Origin of the sequence: Mediterranea massiliensis, assembly GCF_900128475.1 — a bacterium.
In the GTDB taxonomy this organism is placed as follows: domain Bacteria; phylum Bacteroidota; class Bacteroidia; order Bacteroidales; family Bacteroidaceae; genus Bacteroides; species Bacteroides massiliensis_E.
On record NZ_LT635837.1, the window covers coordinates 147,637 to 173,766 of the forward strand.

Annotated in this window: 21 protein-coding genes; 19 read left to right on the forward strand and 2 right to left on the reverse strand. The window is 42.6% G+C overall.

Annotated features, from left to right (window positions below; translation table 11 throughout):
- Positions 1-65 precede the first annotated feature (65 nt).
- From mnmE to BQ7483_RS08515, 4 genes are all read left to right on the forward strand, one after another.
- Positions 66-1,457 (forward strand): tRNA uridine-5-carboxymethylaminomethyl(34) synthesis GTPase MnmE, encoded by a 1,392-nt coding sequence (gene mnmE / locus BQ7483_RS08500; protein WP_072545586.1) that lies wholly within the window; start codon positions 66-68, stop codon positions 1,455-1,457.
- 250 nt (positions 1,458-1,707) lie between these two features.
- Positions 1,708-2,613, forward strand: a complete 906-nt coding sequence (locus BQ7483_RS08505; protein ID WP_032951153.1) for a helix-turn-helix domain-containing protein — start codon at positions 1,708-1,710, stop codon at positions 2,611-2,613.
- A gap of 92 nt (positions 2,614-2,705) precedes the next feature.
- Positions 2,706-3,812: a site-specific integrase gene (locus BQ7483_RS08510; protein WP_015532034.1), complete on the forward strand. Its 1,107-nt coding sequence runs from the start codon at positions 2,706-2,708 to the stop codon at positions 3,810-3,812.
- Positions 3,813-4,010: 198 nt separating this feature from the next.
- On the forward strand, positions 4,011-4,778 hold the full coding sequence (locus BQ7483_RS08515) for a mobilization protein (protein WP_072545587.1): 768 nt from the start codon (positions 4,011-4,013) through the stop codon (positions 4,776-4,778).
- Positions 4,779-4,822: 44 nt separating this feature from the next.
- On the opposite strand, the gene BQ7483_RS08520 is transcribed toward BQ7483_RS08515, so the two are convergent.
- The gene (locus tag BQ7483_RS08520) at positions 4,823-5,680 is read right to left on the reverse strand and encodes a reverse transcriptase family protein (protein ID WP_072545588.1); all 858 of its coding nucleotides are present in this window, start codon (positions 5,678-5,680) and stop codon (positions 4,823-4,825) included.
- Positions 5,681-5,706: 26 nt separating this feature from the next.
- Positions 5,707-5,922: a hypothetical protein gene (locus tag BQ7483_RS08525; RefSeq protein ID WP_204246004.1), complete on the reverse strand. Its 216-nt coding sequence runs from the start codon at positions 5,920-5,922 to the stop codon at positions 5,707-5,709.
- 470 nt (positions 5,923-6,392) lie between these two features.
- On the opposite strand from BQ7483_RS08525, the gene BQ7483_RS08530 reads away from it, so the two are divergent.
- The 15 genes from BQ7483_RS08530 to BQ7483_RS08600 all read left to right on the forward strand — a co-directional run bounded on the left by BQ7483_RS08530 (position 6,393) and on the right by BQ7483_RS08600 (position 26,129).
- Positions 6,393-6,761, forward strand: a complete 369-nt coding sequence (locus BQ7483_RS08530) for a helix-turn-helix domain-containing protein (RefSeq protein WP_072545590.1) — start codon at positions 6,393-6,395, stop codon at positions 6,759-6,761.
- Between the two features lie 11 nt (positions 6,762-6,772).
- Complete coding sequence (locus BQ7483_RS08535) at positions 6,773-8,140, forward strand: YfjI family protein (RefSeq protein ID WP_072545591.1); 1,368 nt, start codon at positions 6,773-6,775, stop codon at positions 8,138-8,140.
- An 83-nt stretch (positions 8,141-8,223) separates the two neighbouring features.
- Positions 8,224-9,297, forward strand: a complete 1,074-nt coding sequence (locus BQ7483_RS08540; protein ID WP_072545592.1) for a DUF6371 domain-containing protein — start codon at positions 8,224-8,226, stop codon at positions 9,295-9,297.
- A 139-nt stretch (positions 9,298-9,436) separates the two neighbouring features.
- The gene (locus tag BQ7483_RS08545; protein WP_072545593.1) at positions 9,437-9,745 is read left to right on the forward strand and encodes a MobC family plasmid mobilization relaxosome protein; all 309 of its coding nucleotides are present in this window, start codon (positions 9,437-9,439) and stop codon (positions 9,743-9,745) included.
- On the forward strand, positions 9,735-10,673 hold the full coding sequence (locus tag BQ7483_RS08550; RefSeq protein WP_072545594.1) for a relaxase/mobilization nuclease domain-containing protein: 939 nt from the start codon (positions 9,735-9,737) through the stop codon (positions 10,671-10,673). Before BQ7483_RS08545 ends, BQ7483_RS08550 begins: the two co-directional genes overlap by 11 nt.
- A gap of 35 nt (positions 10,674-10,708) precedes the next feature.
- Positions 10,709-11,113, forward strand: a complete 405-nt coding sequence (locus tag BQ7483_RS08555; RefSeq protein ID WP_072545595.1) for a hypothetical protein — start codon at positions 10,709-10,711, stop codon at positions 11,111-11,113.
- Positions 11,114-11,277: 164 nt separating this feature from the next.
- The gene (locus BQ7483_RS08560; RefSeq protein WP_235847335.1) at positions 11,278-12,579 is read left to right on the forward strand and encodes a DNA cytosine methyltransferase; all 1,302 of its coding nucleotides are present in this window, start codon (positions 11,278-11,280) and stop codon (positions 12,577-12,579) included.
- Complete coding sequence (locus BQ7483_RS08565; protein WP_072545596.1) at positions 12,576-14,696, forward strand: sensor histidine kinase; 2,121 nt, start codon at positions 12,576-12,578, stop codon at positions 14,694-14,696. Before BQ7483_RS08560 ends, BQ7483_RS08565 begins: the two co-directional genes overlap by 4 nt.
- Entirely contained in the window at positions 14,693-15,739 is a 1,047-nt protein-coding gene (locus BQ7483_RS08570) for a response regulator (protein WP_072545597.1), read from the forward strand. The genes BQ7483_RS08565 and BQ7483_RS08570 overlap by 4 nt, the downstream gene beginning before the upstream one ends.
- Positions 15,740-15,930: 191 nt before the next feature.
- Positions 15,931-17,439: an IS21 family transposase gene (gene istA, locus BQ7483_RS08575; protein ID WP_235847272.1), complete on the forward strand. Its 1,509-nt coding sequence runs from the start codon at positions 15,931-15,933 to the stop codon at positions 17,437-17,439.
- A gap of 16 nt (positions 17,440-17,455) precedes the next feature.
- Complete coding sequence (istB, locus tag BQ7483_RS08580) at positions 17,456-18,187, forward strand: IS21-like element helper ATPase IstB (RefSeq protein ID WP_072542304.1); 732 nt, start codon at positions 17,456-17,458, stop codon at positions 18,185-18,187.
- A gap of 309 nt (positions 18,188-18,496) precedes the next feature.
- On the forward strand, positions 18,497-19,975 hold the full coding sequence (locus BQ7483_RS08585; RefSeq protein WP_072545598.1) for an ATP-binding protein: 1,479 nt from the start codon (positions 18,497-18,499) through the stop codon (positions 19,973-19,975).
- Entirely contained in the window at positions 19,972-22,773 is a 2,802-nt protein-coding gene (locus tag BQ7483_RS08590) for a Z1 domain-containing protein (RefSeq protein ID WP_204246005.1), read from the forward strand. The genes BQ7483_RS08585 and BQ7483_RS08590 overlap by 4 nt, the downstream gene beginning before the upstream one ends.
- Entirely contained in the window at positions 22,763-23,779 is a 1,017-nt protein-coding gene (locus tag BQ7483_RS08595) for a PD-(D/E)XK motif protein (protein WP_072545599.1), read from the forward strand. Before BQ7483_RS08590 ends, BQ7483_RS08595 begins: the two co-directional genes overlap by 11 nt.
- Positions 23,766-26,129, forward strand: coding sequence for an AIPR family protein (locus tag BQ7483_RS08600; RefSeq protein ID WP_072545600.1), 2,364 nt, complete (start codon positions 23,766-23,768; stop codon positions 26,127-26,129). The genes BQ7483_RS08595 and BQ7483_RS08600 overlap by 14 nt, the downstream gene beginning before the upstream one ends.
- Position 26,130 lies beyond the last annotated feature (1 nt).

Genomic DNA, 26,130 nt, shown 5'->3' on the forward strand with positions numbered 1-26,130 from the left:
GTGGTTGAAACTCTTCCGCAAAGATAAAAATTTAGCGTACCTTTGCTTCCAAAAACAGGAAAAAAATGAACCAAGATACCATCTGCGCCATCGCCACCGCCCCAGGCGGAGCCATCGGCATCATCCGCGTGTCGGGCCCCGACGCCATCGCCATCACCGGCCGCCTCTTCACACCCGCTTCGGGCAAGCCCCTGGCGAAACGGCCCGCCTACACCCTGACCTTCGGCCAAATCCTCTCGCCCGCGGGCGAAGTGGTGGACGAAGTGCTGGTCAGCCTCTTCCGCGCACCCCATTCGTACACGGGCGAGGACTCGGTGGAGATATCCTGCCACGGCTCGGCCTACATCCTCCAGCAGGTGATGCAGCTGCTCGTCGGCCAGGGGTGCCGCGCCGCAGGGCCGGGCGAATACACCCAGCGCGCCTTCCTCAACGGAAAGATGGACCTGAGCCAGGCCGAAGCCGTGGCCGACCTCATCGCCTCGACCTCGGCCGCCACCCACCGCATGGCCATGAACCAGATGCGCGGAGGCTTCAGCCGCGAGCTGGCCCAGCTGCGCGACCAGCTCCTGCATCTCACCTCGCTCATGGAGCTGGAGCTGGACTTCAGCGACCACGAGGACCTGGAGTTTGCCGACCGCTCGGAGCTCGAGGCCATCGCCGCCCGCGTGGAGCAGGTCATCGCCCGCCTGGCGGACACGTTCAGCGTGGGCAACGCCCTGAAGAACGGCGTCCCCGTGGCCATCGTGGGCGAGACGAACGCGGGCAAGTCCACCCTGCTCAACGCCCTGGTGGGCGAGGAACGCGCCATCGTGAGCGACATCCACGGCACCACGCGCGACGTCATCGAGGACACCCTGAACCTGGGCGGCATCACCTTCCGCTTCATCGACACGGCCGGCATCCGCCAGACCACCGACACCATCGAGAGCCTGGGCATCGAGCGGAGCTTCCAGAAGCTGGAGCAGGCGGACATCGTCCTGTGGGTCATCGACGCCACCCGCGCCTGCGAGCAGTACCGCCAGCTGCGCGCCGACATCCTGCCCCGCTGCGAGGGCAAGCACCTCGTGCTGGTGCTCAACAAGGCCGACCTCCTGCCTACCGGCAGCTGTGCCCCCGCCTTCGAGGGGCTGCCGGAAGATGCCCTCGTCATGCCCCTCTCGGCCAAGAGGCGGGACGGGCTGGCCGACCTCCAGAAGCGGCTGGTGGCCTTCGCCTCCCTGCCCGACCTGTCGCAGACGGACGTGGTGGTGAGCAACGTGCGCCACTACGAGGCGCTGACCCGCGCCCTGACGGCCATCCGCCGCGTGCAGGAAGGGCTGGCTTCGGGCCTCTCGGGCGACTTCGTGAGCCAGGACCTGCGCGAGTGCCTCCACCACCTGGGCGAGATTGTGGGCGGCACCATCGAGACGGACGAGGTGCTGGGAAACATCTTCAAGCACTTCTGCATCGGTAAGTAAACATTTGATTATCAAATAGTTAAATTGATTATAATCGATTAATATGGCGCTCTTTACGGGCGCCTTTTTTGTTGCTCAAGTATCGTTGATAATCGTTGCTAAGCCTTTTTACGCCATTTTTTGTACCTCCTGTGTACCTCACCACGAAAATCCGAGGATTATCGTTGGCAAGATCGTGGAGAACTTTTACGCCATTTTACGGGATTTTACGGAGTTATACAAAAATATTGGAGAAATAAGGAGAAATAACATGAGTAGCAACATTGAAATCAGACGAATCTGTGCGTGGTGCAAGCAAGAATTCATTGCGCATAAAACAACTACAACCTGTTGTTCGCACAGATGTGCAAACCTTCTGTATAAACAGAAGAAACGTGAGGCTTCTATTAAGGCTAACAACCAAATTGTTGAAAAAGTCATCAAGGAGAAGCCGATTGCAAAAATCAGAGACAAGCCTATTCTTACTATCACAGAAGCTGCCACATACATTGGAGTAACCCGCCCTACTCTTTATGGCTATCTGAAAAGAGGTGAACTAAAAGCCACCCGACTTGGATATAAATTTCTATTGAAAAAAGAAGATATCGATAACTTATTCAATAAGTCTATAGAATTTAAGATTCCGGTCAGAGACAAACCTTCCATTAATGATTTCTACACCACAGCTGAAGTTAAGGAAAAGTATGGTGTAAAGGATTCCTGGATATTTCACATCGCTAAGGAACATAATATTCCACGAACCTTTCACCGTGGGAAAACCTATTGGAGCAAAAAGCATATTGATGACTACTTTGCAAAGAAAGCTCCCGACCCTGAAATCAAGGAATGGTACAGCACGCAAGACATGCAGGAGAAGTTCGGCATGACACTAACGGCCATCTATTCTTTTGTATCAAAGAATGCCATTCCCAAAAAGAAAGTCGGCATCATGGTGTACTACTCCAAAAAGCATGTGGACATTGCCAAAGGTCTCATAGCTCCCGAAGAGCCCAAATACTACACCATTGCCGAAGCGATGGAGCGATTCAATTTGACGCGGGATCAACTCTACCATTATGTGAAATACCATAATATTCCCCGTATTAAGGTCGGTAAATATACCAAGATCCTGCGGGCAGAGTTGGACAAGTTCTTTGAGCCTCCAAAGATAGAATGAGCCGAAAGTTATTTTCCGGTGATAAATACCACCATTAGAACACCTATTTTATTTGCAACAAAAACAAGTATTAATCAAAAAACAATATAGCTATGACACTTACATGCACCAACGTAACTTTGAGACAAAAGCCATTGCGTAACGACCGCATATCTCTTTATCTGGATTATTATCCGGCCATCCGCAATCCTTATACGATGAAGATGAGTCGCCGGGAATTCCTTGGTATCTACATCTATGCCAAGCCCAAGAACGAGCAGCAAAGAATGTTCAATCAGGACATGTTGAACAAAGCAGAGGCAATCCGCTGTATCCGTGTCCAGTCGCTTATCAATGAAGAATTCGGGTTCCTGGACAAGAACAAGCAAAAGGTAGATTTCCTCGCCTACTTCCGGACAAAGGCACGGGAGAAGTATGAGAAATGGGATTGTGTTTACAACCACTTCGAGAAATTTGTCGGTGGCAAATGCACCTTTGGTGATGTCACCGTGGAGTTGTGCGAGAAGTTCAAGGATTACCTGCTCAAATGCAAACAGATCAATCATCCCAATGCTTATATCTCACGCAATTCGGCAGCCGGTTATTATTCAACTTTCCGAGCCTTGCTGAAAATAGCCTATAAAGAAAAGATGTTGCGTGAGAACTTGAACGACTTTCTGGAAAAGATAGAATGGAAAGAGGTCAAGAAAGAGTATCTGACGCTTGATGAAGTCAAGAAACTGGCAGCTACACCCTGCAAAATTCCAGTCTTGAAACAAGCCTCCTTGTTTGCCTGCATGACCGGTCTCCGTATCAGTGATATTCTGAAGTTGGACTGGCGTGATTTTGAAGTCGGCCCAGATCAAGGCTACTACATCCGTATCTGTACCGAAAAGACAGAAACCGAGGCCACCCTTCCCATCAGTCAGGAAGCATTGGAGTTGTGTGGCGAATGGGGCACTGGAAAAGTCTTCAAAGGCTTAACCCGTTCCATGACCCATCATCCCCTGAAACAATGGATTGCCGAAGCCGGAATCAGAAAGCACATAACCTTCCACTGCTTTCGTCATTCATACGCCGTCATCCAAATCTCTTTAGGCACAGACATTTACACAGTGTCGAAGATGCTGACGCATAAGAATGTCACCACCACACAGATTTATGCTGATTTGGTAAATTCCAAGAAGCGAGAGACGGCGAATAAGATTTCGTTGAAATAAGTATAAAGTTCTGTAACGTAAGAAGAGTCCGACATGGGGTTAAAAACTAGTCGGACTCTTCTTTTTTATTCTATTGTGGCATAGATGGTATAGAAATAAGTACCATATCGAGGACAAATGCTGCCACTTTCCTGGATTTATAACATGGTATCTATGAAATGACATATATTTGCGCACAAACAATTAGCAAATATCACTATGAATCAGAAAAGTATAGAACATATAGCACTCTATTCCCTTGTATTGGTAGGTACTCTTGTTGTTGGCGTTTTAGCTCGGCAGTTTGTTTTATCCAAAGGTGTTGACGATTTCAGTAGCAGTGTTGCATTTTTTGCAACAGTAATTGTCTTGATGGCGATCTATGCCAGTTTACAGACAACTTTCAATCAGTTTCTGCTGCCACGTATAGAAGTTTTTCTATTGCGTTTCTCTGCTTTTCAAAAGATGAAAAATTACAATGACACCGTTTCTGCTCAGGAAGCTCTTACAATCGAAGATTCAAATCAGGCTACCCCCAATGTCATTGACCCTGCTCCTACCGCTGAAGAAACAATCTCTGAACTTTCAGAATATGAAGTTATGCGAACCAATTCTATCGCAAAAAAGAATCGCGCTATTCAAACCAAATTGGAAAAGGTTCTCAACTATACGAAGCAAACAATGGTTGCCTATATGAGTGAAGAAGACCTCAACCGTCTATGTGCATATGTCGCAGAATATAGCTCAGGCGATACCTTACAAAAAATATCGCCTGTAAAGGTTGACTCACAGCTTAAAAGCATTGACATTATGCACTTTGGTTGGAATATAGGCAAGGCTTTTGGTAGAAAGCGTATTCATACTGCCACATTCATTAAGAATGTCTTTGCTCAAGTCCTCTGTGACTTGGAAATTTCAACGATTGAACGTAAAATGTCACATACAGAATCTGCGTGCTACATTAAGTTAGATAAGGGAATATCGTAAACTGTTAAATATATAGTAATACATTTACACAAGGAGTACTATAATTATAGGGATCGATTTACATTTTTAATTGTTGACAAATAAGCATTTATTCCTTGCAATTTATTTTTTATAGACTTCTCTATTGGATATTTTGATAATATTGCGATTTTCTTTTTGTAGCCTAAAGGAGCGAGAAGTCTGTTGTTTTGACATATAACGCCTGTTATAATTGGATTTTTAGTTTGATAATGAGTCTTTTTATGACTAATTCTGAACCCGCTCTTTTTAATGATAGAAAGAAAATCTGGGATTAAATTTTTGAAGTCTGATTTAGATGACAATGTAATATCATCAACAAACATTGAAAATTTAATATGATGCGCCTTTGCTAACTGATCAATTTCCAAACCTGTAGGTTTAAAAACCATATTAGCAATAAATGTTGATGTTGGAATACCCTGCGGTACTTGATATTTAAGTGTTGTTAGTTTGGTTAATATTCTTGCTATAGTAGGCGTACACCCCTCTCGGAGAAACATTTGAAAAACTTGCTTATGAGAAATTGATGGAAAAAATGATTTTAAGTCAGTTGTAAAGATATATTTATTCCCTTGATGAAAACGAGCATTACGCACATTATTTTTCCCTTGAACACCACCATAAACATATTGAGGCATTTCAACTTGTTTTGACATAAAATCATATAGACGAGCTTGAACCTCTTTTAGTTTTCCTTTAGATGAATTAATTTGTCTAGTTGCAATTTCTCCATTACTATTCTTCTTTGGTTTACCTGTAAACTTATTGAGTTTTACTCTTTCAAAAGAATAATAGTAATCTTCTATATGTGCCAACAAGTAATCTAACTGCTCTTTGTTAACACCTAAAATATATAATAAATGCTTTTCGCTTGTTATCATCAGAAAAAAAGAAATTAGAGAGCTGATTATAACAATTCAAAAAAAGATTTGCACCATTCTATCAAAGGTCTCATTGTAATTGATAATTGAATTAGTGCTTTTAAAAGTATGACAATAGCTTTAATCCATTTTGTCCACTTTTTAATCTTCTTCTCCTGTGTTACAATCATTGGAGAACAATGGAGGGAAACTTTGTTAGCCTTCTTCCCTCTCTTTGAAGGCTTTTTCTTTTTCTTAGCCATAAGCATAATTTTTTAGTTCGGGCAATATTGCCACGTGCTAAAATCAATATGGCCTAACTAAAATATGCTTAGACATTGTTTCCATTGTACTCTCTATTTTCACGTGCTAAAAAATTTAACACTCAATTTAATGAAGCAGACATGGCATGTTCAATCAGACAATATAAAACAGCAGACAAACAAACTATATTAGATGTTCTTGTCTTCCATTCCGCCGTGTTCCAAAACTGTATCCGCCACATTTTACCAATGACTTGGTGCGATAATTCGCTTTAGGTTTTAGCATAATTTTAGTTTCCAAAGCCTTCGTCAGTCTGTCAAAGATCTAATACAATCGCAAAGGTATGAAAAATCTCATAATATATTCTATAATCACCACCAAAAGTTATCTCACAGTTATATTCCGGTGATGTTTTCCACCATCAAAACACCAATTTCCTTTGCCAGCGAACAATTAAAAACGAGTACGTATGGCAAACGAACAAATCACTTTTGATAAGCTGCCGCAGGCGGTAGGTTATCTCACTGAACAGATGGAACAAATCCGTCAAATGGTAGCGGCACTGCAACCGCAGGCTTCTTCCGACAAGCATCGTCTTATTGAAATTGACGAAGCCTGTAAAATCACACGAAAGGCAAAGCCTACCATTTACACGCTTGCGCGTAAAGGACTGATTCCGGCTTACAAACGAGGGAAAAAACTCTACTTCTATGAAGATGAGCTGCTGCAATGGATTGAGTCCGGCCGCAAGCAAATGCGGGCCATGTCACTTCAGAAACAGGCAGCGGAGATAGTACATGGGGCGAAACGCAAACCAAAGGGAGGTTATAACTTTTGATCTGTGCGGCTATGGAAACCTCCAAATTAACAGCAGAAGGTATTATCGGCGAGGCTGTGCGTATCGGAGCCAAGATGTCCGGTGGTGAGTTCCCGATAGAGGTCTTTCCTATCAGGATTCAGCGTATCATCAGCAGTTTGCACGATTGTCAGGGCTATCCAGTGGATTATGTTGCTGCGGCTATCCTTGCGGCTATTGGCGTGGGTATTGGCAACTCTCATCTGGTGCAGGTGAAGCGCAACTGGCTGGAAAGTCCTATTCTGTACATGGCACTGATTGGTCGCCCTGGAGCCAATAAGAGTCATCCGCTGAGTTTCGCTTTCCAGCCGTTTATTGAGCACGACTATTGTCAGAATCAGGAGTATCAGAAGTCGTATGCCGAGTATGAACGCACTATGTCCATGAGTAAGAAGGAACGCATGGAAGCCGGTTTGGATGAGTTTCCGCAGGCTCCCGTGCGCAGACGCTTTCTTGTTTCGGATATCACTCCCGAAGGATTGAGCCTGATACACGCCCAGAATCCCAGAGGACTCTGCCTTTGGTCGGACGAGCTATCTGCCTGGTTCAAGAATTTCAACCGTTACAACAACGGTTCGGAAGAACAGTTCTGGCTTTCGGTGTTCAATGCCAAGCCTACGATTTCCGATCGCAAGAGTACGCAAAGTTCCATTTTTATCAGACGTCCCTATATCTCCGTTATCGGTACCATCCAAAAGAAAATTCTGGGCGAACTGGTCAAGGGCGAGCGTTCGAGTAACGGTTTTATTGATCGTATTCTTTTCGTGATGCCTGAATCTGTCTTGAAAAGCAGATGGAACGACCGGGAAACTCCTGAAGAACTGGAAATCCAGTGGCAACAGATTATCGACAAGCTGATCACACAGGATTGTCCGCATGACGAGAATAATGAGTTGCAGCCTCAATGCCTGCCATTCGATGAAAATGCCAAGCAACGGCTTTACGGTTGGCAGCATGAAAATGCCCGTCAATGTGATATGGAAACCAATGATGCTTTGGTAGGTATTTACTGCAAACTGGAAATCTACATTATCCGGTTTTGTCTGATTATACAGCTTGCCCGATGGACTTGCGGAGAGTGCGACAAGCATACGATTGACCTTGAAAGCGTGAACCGTGCCATCCTGCTGGCAGAGTATTTTCGGACAACAGCCGTAAAAGTGCAGACTGCCGTCAGTCAGGAACAGTTGAGCGAATTGCACCGCAACATATACCTGAATCTGCCTCACAGATTTACAACGGCAGAAGGTATCGGCATTGCTGAAAGTTACGGGATGAAGGAACATGCTTTCAAGATGTTTCTAAAACGCCACATCGGAACATTATTCAGAAAAGAGAATCATGGAGAATACAGTAAATAAACCTGTTACTATGCACATTTTCGCAACCGAGGGGTTTGTGAAGTTGCGAAAATGTGCATAGTAACATCCAAACAGAAAGAAAAATGAGCTACAGATTCACATTAGAACCATACAAAGGTGTCAGTACCCGGCACGCATGTCCAAACTGCCACCGCAAAAGTTGTTTCGCCAAATACATCGACACGGAAAAGCAAATCAGCTTTCCAGATTATGTAGGGCGATGCAACCATGAACAGAAGTGCGGCTACAACTATACGCCCAAAATGTACTTTGACGAAAACCCGATTGCCAAAGAACGATTGAACGAAGAGTTTGTACCGATGTCAAAGCCTCGTATCAGTCTGCCTCCTGCACCATCCTTCATTGAGCCGGAAATCATGAGGCAGTCCCTGAAGCTGTATCACACGAACAAACTGTTTCAATTCCTGAGTTTCCATTTCGGACAGGAAGCTACCGAAGAGCTGATGTTGCGCTACCATGTAGGAACCTCGAAGCATTGGCCGGGAGCTACAGTCTTTTGGCAGGTCGATATTTCCGGACGGGTACGCACCGGAAAAGTGATGCTCTACAATCCTGAAAACGGAAGACGGATTAAAAAGCCGCACAACTACATCACGTGGGTACATTCCCTTTTGAAGAAAGAGAATTTCAACCTCCGGCAATGCCTTTTTGGTGAGCACCTTTTGTCCTCTGACCAGCAGCGTCCGGTTGCCCTTGTGGAAAGTGAGAAAAGCGCTTTGATATCCAGTTTCTATCTGCCACAATATCTCTGGATTGCTTCGGGCGGAAAGAATGGAGCGTTCAATCGGGATGCCATGAGCGTATTGAGAAACCGACGTGTTCTGCTCTTCCCCGACCTAGGGGCGACCGACTATTGGACCAGTAAAATGGAGATGATTCGTAGCCTGGGAATAGAGGTTTCTCTCTTCGATTTTATGGAAAGAAACGCAACAAAAGAAGAACGTGATGCAGGTTATGACATCGCCGATTTTCTGCTGAGAGAAGAGACAAAAGAGGCTATTTTTAATCGTCTTATCACGTTGAATCCGGCCTTGAAAACGCTGGTCGAAACTTTCGATTTACAGCTTGTCAATGTGGAGAAAGCACCGCTTTCAGCAACGGTTCAACATACTCGGAAAGGACTTTTCAAACGATGACTGTCAGATGTCTGATTCACTTCTTTTTCACTGGAGCAAGTTTATGCCGGTGTATTACATTTCCCAGCCACTTGCTCACCTCAAAAAACGGTGAGACGGCTCCCGATGGTCACAATTATTAATCTCAAAAACAAATATTATGGACAAGAAAAATACAGTTACAATCCGTCTTACAGACGAACAATTCGGCTGGGTCAGAGCACTTAGCCGACGCAGTAAACGCAGCCAAAGCGAAGTAGTGCGTTCACTCATCGAACACGGTACAGTGCGCGAACGAATTACGAGAGAAAATCTAGACATCATCCGAAAACTGATTGGCGAAAGCACGAACCTGAACCAGCTTGCCAGACGAGCCAATGCTTACGGTTTTTATCGTGTGGCCGATGAGTGCCAGACCGCCGTTCAACAGATTTCACAACTCATAAAACAGCTCAAGGATGATCGGTAAAATTGTCAAGGGCACATCGTTTTCCGGGTGCGTAAACTATGTGCTGAAAGAAGATAAATCGCGACTGCTTAAAGCGGTTGGTGTCTACGGTTCGCCCGAAGAAATAGCGGAGCAATTCGAGTTGCAGACTTTACTGAACGACAAGGTCAAGAACAAGGTCGGCCATATATCATTGAGCTTTTCCGCAGAAGACGGGGACCGCATCCGTGACGATGACGGACTGATGCTGAAAATCGCCCACGACTATATGAAACTGATGGGAATTGAGAACACACAGTTCATCATCGCCCGGCATATCGACCGTGACCATCCGCATTGTCATATCGTTTACAACCGGGTAGATAATAACGGCCATACCATCAGCGACAAGAACGACCGCTACCGGAACGAAAAGGTCTGCAAGATGCTGACAGCCCGTTACCGTTTGCATTTTGCTGAAGGAAAAGAGCATGTCAATTTTATGCGGTTACGTCGTCATGACAAGGTAAAGTATTTTATCTATCATGCCTTGAAAAGAGAAGTTCCGAACGCCCGAAGCTGGAGTGAGCTGCGACTGGCCTTACGGAAGTACGGAATTGATACGCAATGGAAGCTAAGTCGCACGACCGGAGAGATGCAAGGTGTCAAGTTCACATGTGACCAACTGACCTTTAGCGGTTCCAAGATTGACCGCCAATTCAGTTTTCTGAACATTGATCAGGAACTGAGGTATAACGCTCTTTCTGCTACCATGAACCAGCGTCAGGCACAGACAGAAACCATACGCAAGGAACCTCGGCATGAATATCAGCAAGAAAATTATTCCAGTATTAGTCTGGGACTGTTCACTCCCTCTCCTACGGATTATAATACGGAGGAAGCAATACAGGCCAACCGGCTTAAAAAGAAGAAAAAGAAACCGAAGCGCAAGCGAGGTTTCAGTCTATAATCAATTTTTTATTAACCATCAAAATTCAAATTATTATGAACTATTCCGATTTTATTTACGATTTCAATCTCTATTTGTGTGAGAGATTCGGTTACAGAAACTGCTGTTCCGTCATGCACAACGCCAACGGCATTTGTGTTTCTGTCCATGTAGGCGAAATGGATTTATACATCCGTTTTTGGGAATACAGTTGCGGCGTTGGCAGCATCCCCGACTGGAGCATTATCATTGTGCGCAGCAACTTCAAACGAAACCAACAGGAGAACCTGAAAGACCTTGCCCGCTTCTTCAAGGAGTACGCCCCGCGCTATGGTTACAAACACCTCTGCACCGAGGATGATGACTACAAGTATTATCAGACCCTTGGTCTGAAACTTATCCACCGAGGATTTTTCAGACAATATAATTATGGATTGCCGTTGAAGGAATTGAAGGTGTAACGTGGATTTCTTTATGAAGGAGAGGAAAATCCTCTCCTTCATAAAACCACACCGATAAATCATCGATTAAATCTAATATCTCCATTTTGCAAAAATTATAGCAGATAATCAAAGCATATATGTAGATTATTAATTAAATATACTAACTTTGTAAATAATACACTATGGCCAAATTAATGGAAAAAACAAAAATATATACATTCATAGATTTATTTGCTGGAGCAGGAGGACTTTCCGAAGGATTTGTAAGGGCTGGATTTACACCGCTTGCACACATTGAAATGGATAAGAATGCCTGCAATACATTAAAGACCAGATCTGCATTTCATTATCTTCAGAAAAATGGAATGCTGTCAATTTATGAAGACTATCTCAAACATAAGGAAGAAAGAACAGACGGACAAAAATTGTGGAATCAGGTTCCCAAAAGCATAATCGATACTACGATATGCGCTACTATTGGAGAGAATACTATTGATGGCATTTTCAAGAAAGTGGATCAGCTCAAGGGAAACAACAAAGTGGATATTATCATAGGGGGGCCACCTTGTCAAGCGTATTCAGTCGCTGGAAGAGCTCGTATGGGCAAGAAGGTAGAAAAGGATCCTCGAAATGAATTGTATAAATACTATGTACAATTTATCAAGCGCTATGATCCTGAAATGTTTGTATTCGAGAATGTATTGGGACTACTGACCGCTAAACGAGGTGAACCTTTTGCAGATCTCAAACGATTGGTTGAAGAACTTGGATATGATATGGACTGTAAAGTTCAGGTTGCGTCCCAACATGGAGTATTACAAAACCGACAAAGGGTTATCATTGTAGGTTGGAAACGTGTTGTAAAAGGATTGAAAAGTCCATACCACTATCCGGAACTTACCGTGGAAAAGTGCCCTTACCAAGTACTGCGGGATTTGTTCTCGGATTTACCTGAGCGGAAAGCGGGAGAAGGCAAATTCTGTGAAGCCGTTTCGTATGTCAAACCTCTGTCCGAGATGCCGTACCTCGATAAGTCTGGAATACGTGGCCTGTTAAATTTTACAACTCAACACGTAGCCAGACCAACAAATGAAAATGATCGAAAAATATACAAAATTGCTGTTGACAAGTGGTTAAATGAGCACCAGCGATTAAACTATGCGCAACTACCGATGGAGTTGCAGACTCATCGAAATACGAAGACGTTTCTTAATCGTTTCAATGTTGTTGATCCTTACGGATGCTGTCATACTGTAGTAGCGCACATAGCCATGGATGGTCATTACTATATTTATCCAACGTTAAATCCGACATTGGAAACGGTACGATCCATTACGGTTAGAGAGGCGGCTCGTCTACAATCATTTCCAGACGATTACTTTTTTGAAGGGACCCGGACATCTGCCTTCAAACAGATTGGCAATGCGGTACCCGTCGTGTTAGCATACAAAATCGCAAAGGGCATAAAGAAACTTCTATTATGAACGAAAAAATAAAAAGTGGAACATTTGTTTTTCGCCCACGGGCTCGACTTATCAAGACTATAGGCGAAGAACTTATCAGCGACGATAAAGTAGCAATATTAGAGCTGGTTAAAAATTCATATGATGCATATTGTACATTAAATGGCGAAGGGGCAATTGTAGATATTACATTTAATGGTAATGTTCAGAGTTTACCTTCCGGAGAAAAATACATAGCCAAAGAACAAGCCTCCATTATTATTTACGATGAAGGCATAGGGATGGATTTTGAGGTTATAAGAACCGCATGGATGGAACCTGCCACTAACTTTAAAAAGTTAAAGCAAAACCAGAATCCATTAAAAAAATATGCAGGGGAAAAGGGTATAGGACGCTTTGCCTCTGCAAAGTTGGCATCCAAATTAGAGCTTGTTACAAAGCAAGTTGGTAAAGACGAGATTTTCATCAAATTCAATTGGAATGATTTTTCTAATGAGTATGATTACTTGGATGATATTAAGATAGAATGGGAAATACGTCCCGCAACCGAAATTCAAAAACATGGAACAATTCTACGTCTGTACGATTTGAATGAAGATTGGAGCGAATCCAAAATAAAGGATCTGCGAGTTGCCTTATCTCGATTGCTTAATCCCATTGTTCCAGTTGAAGATTTCTTAATGAGTTTAAACTTGCCAAAAGAATTTGGGGCATTATCTGGAACCATTGAGAGACCGGAAACTCTAAATCGTCCCAACTATAGTATAAAAGGCAGTATTGCAGCTAATGGTTCTCCTCAGCAGATAGTTTTTTATAGTAAAACTATTGGTCATGAAGAAATTCTTTCTTTAAACGAGAATGAATTCCGCCTTCAAAGAAAATATTTGGCCGGTCCTTTCTCATTCGAATTTAAGATTTGGAATAGAGATGCAGATGAATTAAAAGCATTAGCCAATGAAACTGGAAATATTGTTAAGAATGTCAAGACTGACCTTGATGAATTGTGTGGCATAAGCATATATCGTGATAATATCAGAGTTCTGCCATACGGAAACAGAAACAATGATTGGGTAAGACTTGACATGCGGAGAGTTAATAATCCAACATTGAGATTAAGTAACAATCAAATTGTAGGATATATTGCAATAGGGATAGATAGCAATCCATTATTAAAAGATCAAAGTAACCGGGAGGGTATCGTAGAAAGCCAAGCCTTTGAAGACATCAAAGATTATATTAAACTCATATTAAATGAGGTGGAACAGCGTCGATATGCAGAACGTCCCCGAGAATATCAAAAGAAATCTACCAAGAGTTTGTTTGAGGCGTTCTCACTTGGCTCTATTTCTGCAACAATACAAGAAACTAACCCCAATCTCAATGAGATTCTAGATCTCATTGGTCAAAAAGAAATTGAGATAAAGCAATCCATTATAAAAGTTCAGGAAATAATCTCACGTTACCGACGATTATCTACATTGGGGCAATTAGTAGATCCCATTATCCATGATGGTCGAAATTTTCTAAATAAAATAGATTTAAAATCAGATATAATCATACAAGAAACCCAAAAAGAGATTTGTGATATTAATAAAATTGCTATTAAAGTTAATGAAATACAAACGATAAGAAAAGAATTTGCACAATTATTTAAAAGGATTGAACCTTTTGGTGGTAGAAAACGAGGACGTCCGGAAACCATAACTATTGAAGATTCAATATCGAATATTTTCATCCTAAACAAGGACGAACTATCCAAATTTAACATTGCTTACAAACTTCCAGATACTCGCCATCAAGTTACCATTGATGAAAGTGAGTTAGGATTAATTTTCATGAATCTAATTCAAAATTCAATCTATTGGCTTAGCACAATTAAACCGCCAAGAAGAATAGAAGTCAATATAATTGATGAAGCAGATGGATTGTCGATTGTATTTAGCGACAATGGGCCTGGGATCAAACATGAAATAGAAGATCGGATTTTTGAGCCCTATTTTAGCACAAAACCAGATGGAATAGGATTAGGTTTGGCAATTATAGGTGAATTAATGGCTGATTATAATGGAGAGCTCGCTTTAATTGAAAGTATGATAGGAGGAGCATCATTCAAACTAAAATTTAAATATAGAGTATGAAAACATTAAAAATATTATATATAGAGGACGATTCTGAGAACCGTTCAGACTTAATAGAAGCTTTATCCGGCCAAGTAATTAATGGACAAACAATAGAAATAGAGGGAGAAGCAACTTTTGAAGTAGGAATTAGGAGGATACATGATTTTCACATGGTGATATTGGATTTATATAAAGGTAAAGCCGGAGATGAAGGAGAAACAGCTGGAATTCAATTGCTTGACTTGATACAAAAAAACATGTTTATTCCAGTTATTTTTTACTCCGGTACCACTGCTAAAGTAAATGACTTCAGATCTCAAGTTATTGGTATTGCCACAAAAGGAGATGGAGGTATAGCAGAATTAAAACAAGAAATAAAACGCCTCTCGGATCACAACCTTCCTTATATCAGAGAAAAAATTCACCAGCATATTAACAATAAACTGCGAGACTATTTTTGGGAAATTATTCAAAAAAAGAAAGACATATTTAAGCCAGAGGGCCAAGATTACTCTCTGGGATATCTTCTATTAAGAAATATCGGCAATTCTTTATCTAAAAAGAATATTATTAATATTTTAGAGGATTTGTCAATTAACAAAAATGAAGAGAAAGTTCATCCCATGGAATTTTATCTATATCCAACAGATAATAGTAATGAATACGAAAGCGGAGAGATTATAACCAATATACATGATAAAGTCTTCTATGTAATTCTTACCCCGTCTTGTGATTTTATTCAAAGGAAAAATAAAGGAGGAAAACGAAAAGCTGACAACATTTTATTAGCAAAAGCCAATCCGTTAAGTACAACAGAGCCTTTCCAAAAATATAAAAAGAATAAAGACAAAGGGCCATTGTCGGAATTGATAAGATCAAAAAATGAACGGTATTTCTTCTTGCCAGGTACACCTTTTCTGCAAAACATGGTAGTAGATTTTCAAAATAAAATAATGGTAAATTATGAAGATTTACGTCTCAATTATGAGAGAATAGCAAAATTGGATTCTCCTTTTGCAGAAGCAATGGCAACAAGATTTATACGATATTATAATAGATGACAGTATCGGCGAATCGGTACCACTGTAGCGCATGAATCGGTACCATCATAGCGCCCCAATCGGTACCAAAAAGATGTAAAGTTCTGCTCATGTATAATAATAACCGCCTATCTTTGCAGAAGAATTTTTAAATCTGTATAGATATGGCACAAAGTAATGTAAACATGAGCAAATTAAAACGTTCATTTCAAATGCTAGCGGCAAAAATACCGCAACGCACCATTTGCGAGCAACTACACATGGGACGTGGCGTACTGAACCGTTACAAGACCTTGGCGGATTCCCAAGGTTTGTCCTATGGCGTGATAGGCCGCATGAGTGACGGGGAAATAGAATCTTTCCTCCAGTTGTCCAAACCCACAGCAGCCCCATCTTCCCAACGTCAGGTGCTGGACGGGCTGTTGCCTGAATATGTGTCAGACTTGTCGCATAACCGCTACCTCACCATTCAAGCCCTGCACGAGTCATACAAGAAGGAGCATCCCGACGGATATGGATACACCCAGTTCAAGAAGTCAATCCGTAAGTATCAGTACTCACACAACCTCAGCTTCCATAACACCTATATTCCTGGGGAAGAGATGCAGATTGACTTCGCCGGCGATACCCTGTGGCTTACCGACCCGAAGACAGGTGAGCTAACCAAGGTTGTCGTCCTGGTCTGTATCCTGCCATACAGCGGCTTGGGATTTGCCAAGGCTATGTACAACGCTTCCATGGAGAACTTCTTCGGCGGTATATCCGATGCCTTCTCTTACTTCGGCGGAACAACTCGCATAGCCAAGAGTGACAACATGAAGCAGTGGGTGAAGAAATACGACCGCTACGAGCCAGCGTTCAATGATGCAGCCGTGGAATGGGCCGCCTACTACGATACAACCCTCCAAACCTGCAGGGTTCGCACTCCCAGGGACAAAGGTCCAGTCGAGGGACTCGTCCAAAAGACCTACAATGCCGTCTACGCTCTGCTACATGACGAGGTGTTTTACAATCTACCGAGTATGAATGCCCGTATCTATGAGTTGATGGACGGCTTCAATGAAAAGCCGTCCAGAACGACAGGGAGAAGCAGACGTGACATCTTCGAGGCGGAAGAGCAACCTACGTTGGGCAAACTGCCCATGACTCCATACCGCTTCAGATATCGCAAGGAGGTGAAACTGTCCGGTACCTATCACGTCATGGTTGACAAGCACAACTATAGCGTGCCATACCAGTATGTCGGGCAAAAGGTGAGCGTACTGTGGGACTTGGATACCGTGGAGGTTTACTCCGGGAGTTCTCGCATAGCCATCCATCAGCGTCGCCAAGGATCTGGATACAGCACGCTTGACGAGCATATGCCAGACAAACATCTTGCCTACAAGCACGGACAGGGATATAATGCCGCCTATTTCCTGGAGGAGGCGGCATTGGTCGGCAGCAACACCACTGCTGCAGTCCAATCCATCCTCAATCGCACGAAGCATGTCGAGCAGTCGTACAAGTCCTGCCAAGGAGTCCTGTCTCTCAAGCGCAAGTATGGCAAGGAGCGTCTGGAGAAGGCCTGCAAGCGTCTGGCAGGTTGTTCATCCATCACCTACACGACCATCCGCAATGTGTTGGAGAAGAACCTTGATCAAGTTGACGGGGAAGAAACAGTCTCAAATGTGCCACAGAACGACTATGTGAGAGGCGCGGAGGCATTTATGAACATTTAAACATATATATAGTAACATGAACTTACAAGAAACCATCATACAACTCAACGAGTTGAAGCTCAGAGGTATGTCATCCTCCTTCGAGGCCATGACCAGCCTTCCTGTACAGAACCGCCCATCCCTGGAAGTCGCCATCTCCAAGATGGTGGATGCAGAGGTGCAGGACAGACGAGATCGAAAGACCGCCATGTATCTAAAAATCAGCAAGCTTAGATATACGGCACTCTTAGAGGATGTCATCTGTGGAACAGACCGCAACTTCACCAAGGATGACCTTACCGCCATTGCCGACTGTGCCTTTATACGCAGGCATGAGAACTTGCTCATACAAGGAAAGTGCGGCTGCGGAAAATCCTTTCTTGCCTGTGCCCTTGGAAGACAGGCTTGCATGCTAGGCTATAGAACTCTCTATCTCAACATGAACAGCTTTGTGGAGAAAGTTGCACTCAGCAAGCTGGATGGGTCGTACCTAAAGATGATAACCAATCTAGAAAAGTATGACTTGCTCATATGGGATGACTTCGGGTTGCAGCCAATGGATGACAAGACCAGACTCGCAATGCTCCAAATCCTAGAAGAGAGATACGAGAGAAAGTCCGTCATTATCGCCTCACAGCTTCCTATTGCCAAATGGTATGATTATATAGGTGATCCTACCTTGGCAGATGCCATTATGGACCGTTTGGTGGCAAATGCAAGTAAAATAGAGTTAAAAGGCGATTCTATGCGCCAGAAATTGAAAAAATAAATTACCTTTGCAAATTGAAAAGCAGAACTGAAATCTTGGTACCGCTTGCAGCGATACAAGCGGTACCGATTGCAGTGATAGCATGGTACCGATTACACCGCTACGCTTGGTACCGATACAGCGCTATCGTCATAATAGAGTTGGATTTCCTGATATAGATGTAGATTATATACTGAATCATTTAGACTAGGATATAATTTATTATTTTTACAAATCCAACTCTTATAACGTATTGGGGAAGAGTTTACGATACGTCCACACCTTCAAATATGATTTGATAAAAAACAATAGTTATGACGAATTATTAATATGAAAAAAATTGATTCAATAAATATAAAAATAGCTTCTGCTATTCCAGGAGCAGCAGCAATGATCGAAACATTTCGAGCCATTGGCTACACCTTGGAAACTGCCGTTGCGGATATCGTAGACAATTCGATATCCGCATCGGCTAAGAATGTATGGATCAATCGGATCTGGAAAGGAGGAAACTCCGTCATAACGATCATGGATGATGGACATGGGATGACTGGAGACGAAATCATTCAGGCCATGCGACCTGGAGCACAGAATCCGCTGGAAAAACGTGCTGTAACTGATTTGGGACGTTTCGGTCTTGGTTTAAAAACCGCGTCATTTTCTCAATGTCGTACGCTGACAGTCATGAGCAAAATTCAAGGCCAGTCTCCTGAATTCTGGACTTGGAGTTTGGATTACGTTGCTCGCAGTGACCGATGGGAACTGATACATTGGCTTCCTGAAGGTTTTGAGCATGAATTGGATGGTCTTACATCCGGTACCATTGTTATCTGGACAGATCCGGATCGGATTATACCGACTACAACAAAAATCGAGAACGAACATGCCAAACGAAAGTTTTCTGAAGCTTTCGATAGGGTTAAGAAGCATCTTTCAATGACTTTTCATCGGTTTCTTGAGACCAAATCCATTACAATACATTGGTGTGGGCATGAAATAGCGCCATGGAATCCTTTCTGCCCAAAGGAGAGTAAGGTACAGATCATGCCGTCTGAACAAATTGGAGAACAAGTAACGGTTAAGGGTTTCATTTTGCCTCACAAAAATAATTTTTCTTCAGAAACAGCATACAGAGAGGCTGAAGGAATTTTCGGATTCTCTGCACACCAAGGTTTCTATGTCTATCGTGGAAACCGTCTGTTGTTAGCCGGAGACTGGCTGGGATTATTTCGCAAGGAAGAAGCCTACAAACTGGTACGAATACAAATTAATCTACCCAACAGCTTGGATTCTGATTGGCAGATAGACATCAGAAAGGCCAAAGCATTTCCTCCAGTGGGATGTAGACAGCAGCTTGAATCCTATGCCAGATTGGCGTGTAATAAGGGATCCGAAGTGTATAGACACCGTGGACGAATTCTGAAACAGAGGGCCGGACAGGATTTTCAAAGTCTGTGGTTGGAAAAGAAGAAGGACAACAAATGGTCCTTCATCGTCAACCGAGAGCATACGCTTATTCGTAACATACGAGAGCTAGCTAAAGAGAACCCGGACTTGGCCATTGATATGCTACTGAAATTCGTAGAGGAATCCATACCAGCCAAAACCATTTATGTGCGGGAAGCTAATGATGACGATAGCCAAAAACAGCCCTATTCAGATATGGATCCTAAGTTGCTCAACACAATGATAAGAAGAATCCATGAAGAACAACTCGCACAAGGCCTAACACTGGAACAGTCTAAATTGGCTCTTAAACAAATGGAACCTTTCAATGAATACGAAGACTTAATAAATGAACTGCAATGAATGAATTGAACGATAAGGCAATAAATATATGTCAGGCAATAATCGGATTTAAACTTGGAGTGAGTGATGATGAAATAAACCAAGCTATTTCCGACGTTACCAGTATCCCCATGTATGCAGGACTGGACAAAACCGAATTAAAAAAGAGTCTGTTGGCTATCTACAATGTAAAAGTGGATACATACCAGATTCTGGAAGGACGTGATGCTCGGATTCCCTGGTTAAAAGAATTTAAAGCAGAGCGTCAATCTGAATGGCTTTTTTGGACCAGGTATAAAAGGTACTTGGCCGAACAAAAACATTTTGCGCCGGAGGTTATTTCACAATTGGACGATTTAACTGATCGTATTTTGGACAAGTTGTTTAATCCACAGCGCGATGATGTTATCATTAATAAGAAGGGACTTGTCGTTGGACAAGTGCAGTCTGGTAAAACGGCAAACTATACGGGACTTATTTGCAAAGCAGCCGATGCTGGATTCAATCTGATTATCATATTGGCCGGTATACACAATAATCTGAGAAGTCAGACACAGACTCGTATAGATGAGGGGTTCTTGGGGTTTGATACACAGAATACCAGAGCATACGACATGAATCGAACCATACGGATTGGAGTAGGCCTTATTCCAGGATTTGACAATGCCATTGCCAATTCCTACACGACTAGTACAGAAAGAGGCGATTTTACTAAACAAGCAGCAAATACTGCCGGCTTCAACTTCAACAATCCACAGCCGATTATTCTTGTGATAAAGAAAAATGTATCTGTGCTCAAACGATTATACAGTTGGCTAAAATCACAATCAACTCACGATATCATAGCCAACAAGTCCCTGCTTCTTATTGACGACGAAGCGGACAATGCCTCCATAAATACCAGTCGAGATGGTGATGACCCGACCGCCATAAATAAAAACATATGCAAGATTATCAAGTTGTTTAACCGGTCTGCTTATGTTGGTTACACGGCCACACCGTTTGCCAATATCTTTATTCCTCTCGACAAGGACGACCTTTTTCCAAAGGATTTCATTATAAACCTCCCGGCTCCGGACAACTACATTGGTCCTGAGAAGGTCTTTGGAACTTCGGCAAATCCCGATGGGAACGAAGATCTTTTGCCAATTGTCTTCCCGGTTACGGATAGTGATACATTCGTTCCTGCAGGGCATAAAAGAGATGATCCAAAACCAACCATAGATGATATTCCGGAATCGTTAAAAACGGCCATTAAGTGTTTTATTATTACTTGCGCCATACGCATTGCACGGGGGCAGGAAAACAAGCATAACTCCATGCTGATTCATGTGTCCCGTTTTCAGGCATGGCAAAATCACCTCAAGATAATCATTGATCGTCTATTCAAGTATTACAAGAATGAAATCGAGGCGAATGATCCGACCATAATGGAAGAGTTTCGCCAAATTTTCGAGGAAGATACTCCAAACTATCGTTCGTATTGTAGCATTACCCGAGAAATTATGAATTCACCCGTTCTGTCCCGAGTTGACAACCGAATGAGGCTTCATACGTGGAATGAGATTAAGCCTCTGCTATATCGAGCGGTACAGAAAATTGAGGTCAAATCCATCAACGGTACATCTGGGGACAGTTTGACATATTATGAGAATGAAAAAAACGGCATTTCAGTTATTGCCATTGGAGGTGACAAGTTGTCTCGTGGTCTTACACTTGAGGGCCTGTCTGTAAGCTATTTCTTGCGCGCTTCAAAAATGTACGACACATTGATGCAGATGGGACGATGGTTCGGATATCGTCCCGGCTATGTGGACCTTTGTCGGCTCTTTACCAGTAACGAACTGAATGAATGGTATCGACACATAACTCTTGCCAGTGACGAACTGCGGGAAGAGTTCAGATATCTGGCAGAATCAGGTGGAACACCAGAGAACTATGCCCTGAAGGTTCGTACTCATCCTGGACAACTGCAGATAACGTCCATATCCAAAATGCGCCATACAAGAAATATTCAGGTTTCATGGGCAGGTCGTCTTGTAGAGACCTATCAGTTGCTTCAGAATTCGATCGCCAAACGGAACAATTTGGCGGTAACAGACAGTCTTCTTTCGGAGCTTGGTACTCCAGACAGAATCAAGAGCGACTATCTGTGGACTGGTGTATCTTCTGATATCATATGCGACTATCTGTCTCGATTCCAACTTCCAGAATCCCTGACTAAGGTAAATCTGGATCTTATATGCGACTATATTAGGGAACTGAATGAAGTCGGAGAACTCATTTCCTGGAATATTGCCTTGATGAGTAAGAATGTCGATAAAAACACGTGTGTCCACACTTTCTCCAACGGCGTGCAAGTGGGTTGTTTTATTCGTAGACAGGCAGAAGATGCCCAGAATTCCAAGACATACTATATTCGTAAGAACCATATCGTCGGCAATCCAACGGACGAATTCATCGACCTTCCCGCTAACATGCTGTCGGATGCACTTGACGAGACGAGAGACCGAAAATTCAAAGCCGGTGAAGAGTGGAAACATGATTACCCCTCCCCCCAGCTCGTGAGACAAGAGTTCCGGTCTAAACAGACTCCATTACTTATGATTTATCCATTAAATCCTGCATTTTCAAATGTGTCAGGATTAACGGATACAACCACTGATACAAAAAACGATGAACCATTTATCGGATTCGCCATAGCATTTCCACATAGCGATACCAACAAGGCGGTCTCTTATGTCGCCAATCAGGTAACGGATTTTGCAATTACGGAGGAAAATTTCGATAACACCAACGATAATACTTATGATGAATAGTAATTCTATAATAGATATATGGGATAATCTGAGCATGGGAGAAGAAGTTGGACTCACCAAACGCAGAGTTCCAATTGAATCTCCTCTGTGCATATACGGAACATATCGATACCCAGATAATCTGTTTGGTATTGCATTCTCTTATAACAAAGATCTGACTATCCCTGTCGAACAATTTAGGAGTCTAAAAGAACTTAAAATTCAGCAGATGTCAGACAAAAGTTTTGAGTACAAAAACTTGTTGCTAATCCAACTGCTTCATACGGATTGTCTGGGAGTATTTGCAACATTATGTTCAGATTTAGTAAGTGCCGTAACAAGGGAGGTGTCTGAAGATACGGCCATTCGTATTGTCTTAAATCAACTTGAAAAATGGAGAACTTTGTTTGATCGTGGCCTCGCATCCGGTCTTACACCAAGCGAACAACAAGGCTTGTATGGTGAACTTCATCTTTTGTCTCGCATGTTGCGCCGAAATGCTATCAACAAGACGGATATTGTTAGTTTCTGGGTTGGCTGCGACAAAGCCATGAGAGACTTCCAAGGTGAAGATTGGGCTATAGAAGTAAAGACTACGGCAACAAACAGCTCAGACCGACTTGTCATCAATGGGGAACGCCAATTGGATAGTACGTTAATTAACAGACTGTTTCTATATCATCTTTCCGTTGAGGTTTCTAGAAAAAATGGACAGACATTAAATAAGGAAGTTGAGGATCTGAGAAAAATGTTATCGGATGACGTGATTGCATTACACAATTTCAATTCCTGTTTGACACATGCAGGATATTTTAATGAACATGCCTCCTTGTATCAGGATCGTTGTTATAGGATTCGCAGTGAACAGGCTTATCACATATCAGGAAATTTCCCTAGAATAGTGGAGCAAGAGCTGCGCATTGGAGTCAGCAATGTTACATATACTATCAATACGTCCGCTTGCAAAGAATATGAGGTAAATGATACGGAACTCTTTAAAAATACAATTGACCATGAAAGAGATTGAGAAGTTTTATCAGTCATTGATGCAAGACGTTGTTGCCATGCAGTCAGGTGATGAAGAGGGCAACACTCAAGAGCAGATATTTACTCGAATATGCTTGGATATGCTGGCTGACGCTGCTGAAACGGAAAATGTATCGGTCGCTTATGACGAACGTGATTTGAGAAAAAAAGGCCAGCATAAGATAAACGGGTATGCAATCTCGGATAATTACGAAACCGTAGATCTTTTTATTACCCTCTACGCAAACACCATGGAAGCTCGGACAATATCCAAAGGAGAGATAGATACAGCAGCCAAAATGATAACGAATTTTTTTCGCCGAGCCATATACAACGATTATGTAAATGAAGTTGCAGAATCTTCCGAAATCTTTGAATTCGCAAATACGCTGGCCAATTATGCGGAACTGCGTAACAATCTGATTCGCGTAAATGCCTTCATCCTGACGAACGGCGTGTACAAGGGAGAACTGCCTGCCAGCCAGACCATTTGTGGATACAACATCTACTACAAAGTTATAGACATAGAGTTCCTTTATAAGATTTCCGAACAGGCTGGAGTTCCCATAGAGTTGGATTTTGAGAACCTTGACGGACACAAATATGAAATTCCATGTCTTGCTGCCAATCTGAGCAATTCGGATTATGAAGCATATGTTGCCATTATGTCTGGAGAATGTTTAGCCAAACTTTATGAATGCTATGGTGCTCGTTTACTTGAACAGAACGTACGTTCGTTTCTTCAGTTTACGGGAAAAATCAATAAGGGAATACGTGAAACCATCAAGAATGAGCCTCACATGTTTCTGGCATATAACAACGGTATTGCTGCAACTGCTGATCATATTGAACTGGATGAGACAAAACATTTCATCAGACACATCAGTAATCTCCAGATTGTCAATGGAGGTCAGACGACAGCTTCCATCTATAATACAGCAAAAAAGGATAAGGCTGACATTTCCCAAATTCAAGTCCAAGTAAAACTGTCCGTCATCAAGGACAAGGATCAGTACGCGGAAATTGTTTCACGTATATCGCGCTATGCCAATACTCAGAACAAAGTCAATGATGCTGACTTCTCGGCCAACAATCCGGCTCTTGTAGAAATCGAACGAATCTCAAGATACGTATTTGCTCCAGCAACTCCGACCAACAATTTACAGACAGTATGGTTCTTTGAACGGGCTCGTGGACAATACAAGACCTTACGAGCCAAGGAAGGCTTTACCAAATCCAGACAAAAGGCTTTTGATCTAAAATATCCAAAGAAGCAGGTTGTGACGAAAGTAGAACTTGCCAAATATGTCAATGCTTGGCAGGAGATTTATAATGGCAAAAATCTGGCTGTTGGGCCTCATATCGTCGTTCGGGGAAATGAAAAGAACTATGCACGTTTCATAAACTATAATCTTCCGGATGCCAAACATATTGATGTCGCATGGTTTGAGGACACAATAGCCAAGGCAATTCTCTTCAAGACCGCAGACAAACGTTATGGAACCAAACTTTCAGGAAATCATATTGGTGAATTAAAACAAGTTGTCGTTCCGTATACCTTGTCTCTCTTGAATATCATTACAGAGGGACAATTGGATTTGTATCGGATCTGGAAAAATCAATCGATATCGCCGGCATTGTCGGATTTTATATATGATTTGATGAAACAAGTCAACGAGTTTATTCTTAAAGAATCCCCTGTTTCTCACTATATCGAATGGGCAAAAAAAGAAGAGTGCTGGTTAAAAGTTCGTTCAAATAATTGGACCTATAATCTTGATGAGATACAACAGGATTTCATTGATGAGAAAAATCCTCCCAAACGCAATCACAAAAACGATGGTGAAGATGAAGAGTTGGAGAAACGGCATAAGGAGGATATCATACGGGCCATCCCTTTTTCCCTCTGGAAGAAGATAGAGGCGTGGGGACGCGATACGGAAATGCTGCAGCCGACCTTAACTTCTATGGCAAGTGATATTGCATATAAAATCAAGAATAATCGTAAACTGAACGACAATGATATCTCCAGAGGATATCTGATTTATGAAAATGTCTGGCAACATAACCCAGAACTTCTTGAGGAAGCGGATAATTTGGCGGAATTGGATCGTATAAAAGCAAGCGAAAGCGCAAATGCCATATCCAACCAAGTAGACTGTCGCGATGAAATTACGTTGGAACTAATCAAAAAAATGGTGGAATGGGACAAACGACGGCGAATCCTTGAAGATTGGAAATGGAAAGCCATGAAGGATGTCGCCGATGGAATAAAACCATTGACAGACAGGATGAAGTACGCCTTCTATTTCAATTTGCAGAAGTTAAGGAAGGCTGGATTTTCAAATTGAC

Bases quoted from the DNA above. Each gene is read 5' to 3' on its own strand.
- BQ7483_RS08585 (WP_072545598.1), top strand. From the start codon at position 18,497: ATGAAAAAAATTGATTCAATAAATATAAAAATAGCTTCTGCTATTCCA.
- BQ7483_RS08545 (WP_072545593.1), top strand. From the start codon at position 9,437: ATGGACAAGAAAAATACAGTTACAATCCGTCTTACAGACGAACAATTC.
- BQ7483_RS08555 (WP_072545595.1), top strand. From the start codon at position 10,709: ATGAACTATTCCGATTTTATTTACGATTTCAATCTCTATTTGTGTGAG.
- BQ7483_RS08535 (WP_072545591.1), top strand. From the start codon at position 6,773: ATGGAAACCTCCAAATTAACAGCAGAAGGTATTATCGGCGAGGCTGTG.
- BQ7483_RS08520 (WP_072545588.1), bottom strand. From the start codon at position 5,680: ATGATAACAAGCGAAAAGCATTTATTATATATTTTAGGTGTTAACAAA.
- BQ7483_RS08595 (WP_072545599.1), top strand. From the start codon at position 22,763: ATGATGAATAGTAATTCTATAATAGATATATGGGATAATCTGAGCATG.
- BQ7483_RS08510 (WP_015532034.1), top strand. From the start codon at position 2,706: ATGACACTTACATGCACCAACGTAACTTTGAGACAAAAGCCATTGCGT.
- BQ7483_RS08550 (WP_072545594.1), top strand. From the start codon at position 9,735: ATGATCGGTAAAATTGTCAAGGGCACATCGTTTTCCGGGTGCGTAAAC.
- BQ7483_RS08560 (WP_235847335.1), top strand. From the start codon at position 11,278: ATGGCCAAATTAATGGAAAAAACAAAAATATATACATTCATAGATTTA.
- BQ7483_RS08540 (WP_072545592.1), top strand. From the start codon at position 8,224: ATGAGCTACAGATTCACATTAGAACCATACAAAGGTGTCAGTACCCGG.
- BQ7483_RS08590 (WP_204246005.1), top strand. From the start codon at position 19,972: ATGAATGAATTGAACGATAAGGCAATAAATATATGTCAGGCAATAATC.
- mnmE (WP_072545586.1), top strand. From the start codon at position 66: ATGAACCAAGATACCATCTGCGCCATCGCCACCGCCCCAGGCGGAGCC.
- BQ7483_RS08515 (WP_072545587.1), top strand. From the start codon at position 4,011: ATGAATCAGAAAAGTATAGAACATATAGCACTCTATTCCCTTGTATTG.
- BQ7483_RS08530 (WP_072545590.1), top strand. From the start codon at position 6,393: ATGGCAAACGAACAAATCACTTTTGATAAGCTGCCGCAGGCGGTAGGT.
- BQ7483_RS08600 (WP_072545600.1), top strand. From the start codon at position 23,766: ATGAAAGAGATTGAGAAGTTTTATCAGTCATTGATGCAAGACGTTGTT.
- BQ7483_RS08570 (WP_072545597.1), top strand. From the start codon at position 14,693: ATGAAAACATTAAAAATATTATATATAGAGGACGATTCTGAGAACCGT.
- BQ7483_RS08505 (WP_032951153.1), top strand. From the start codon at position 1,708: ATGAGTAGCAACATTGAAATCAGACGAATCTGTGCGTGGTGCAAGCAA.
- istB (WP_072542304.1), top strand. From the start codon at position 17,456: ATGAACTTACAAGAAACCATCATACAACTCAACGAGTTGAAGCTCAGA.
- BQ7483_RS08525 (WP_204246004.1), bottom strand. From the start codon at position 5,922: ATGGCTAAGAAAAAGAAAAAGCCTTCAAAGAGAGGGAAGAAGGCTAAC.
- BQ7483_RS08565 (WP_072545596.1), top strand. From the start codon at position 12,576: ATGAACGAAAAAATAAAAAGTGGAACATTTGTTTTTCGCCCACGGGCT.
- istA (WP_235847272.1), top strand. From the start codon at position 15,931: ATGCTAGCGGCAAAAATACCGCAACGCACCATTTGCGAGCAACTACAC.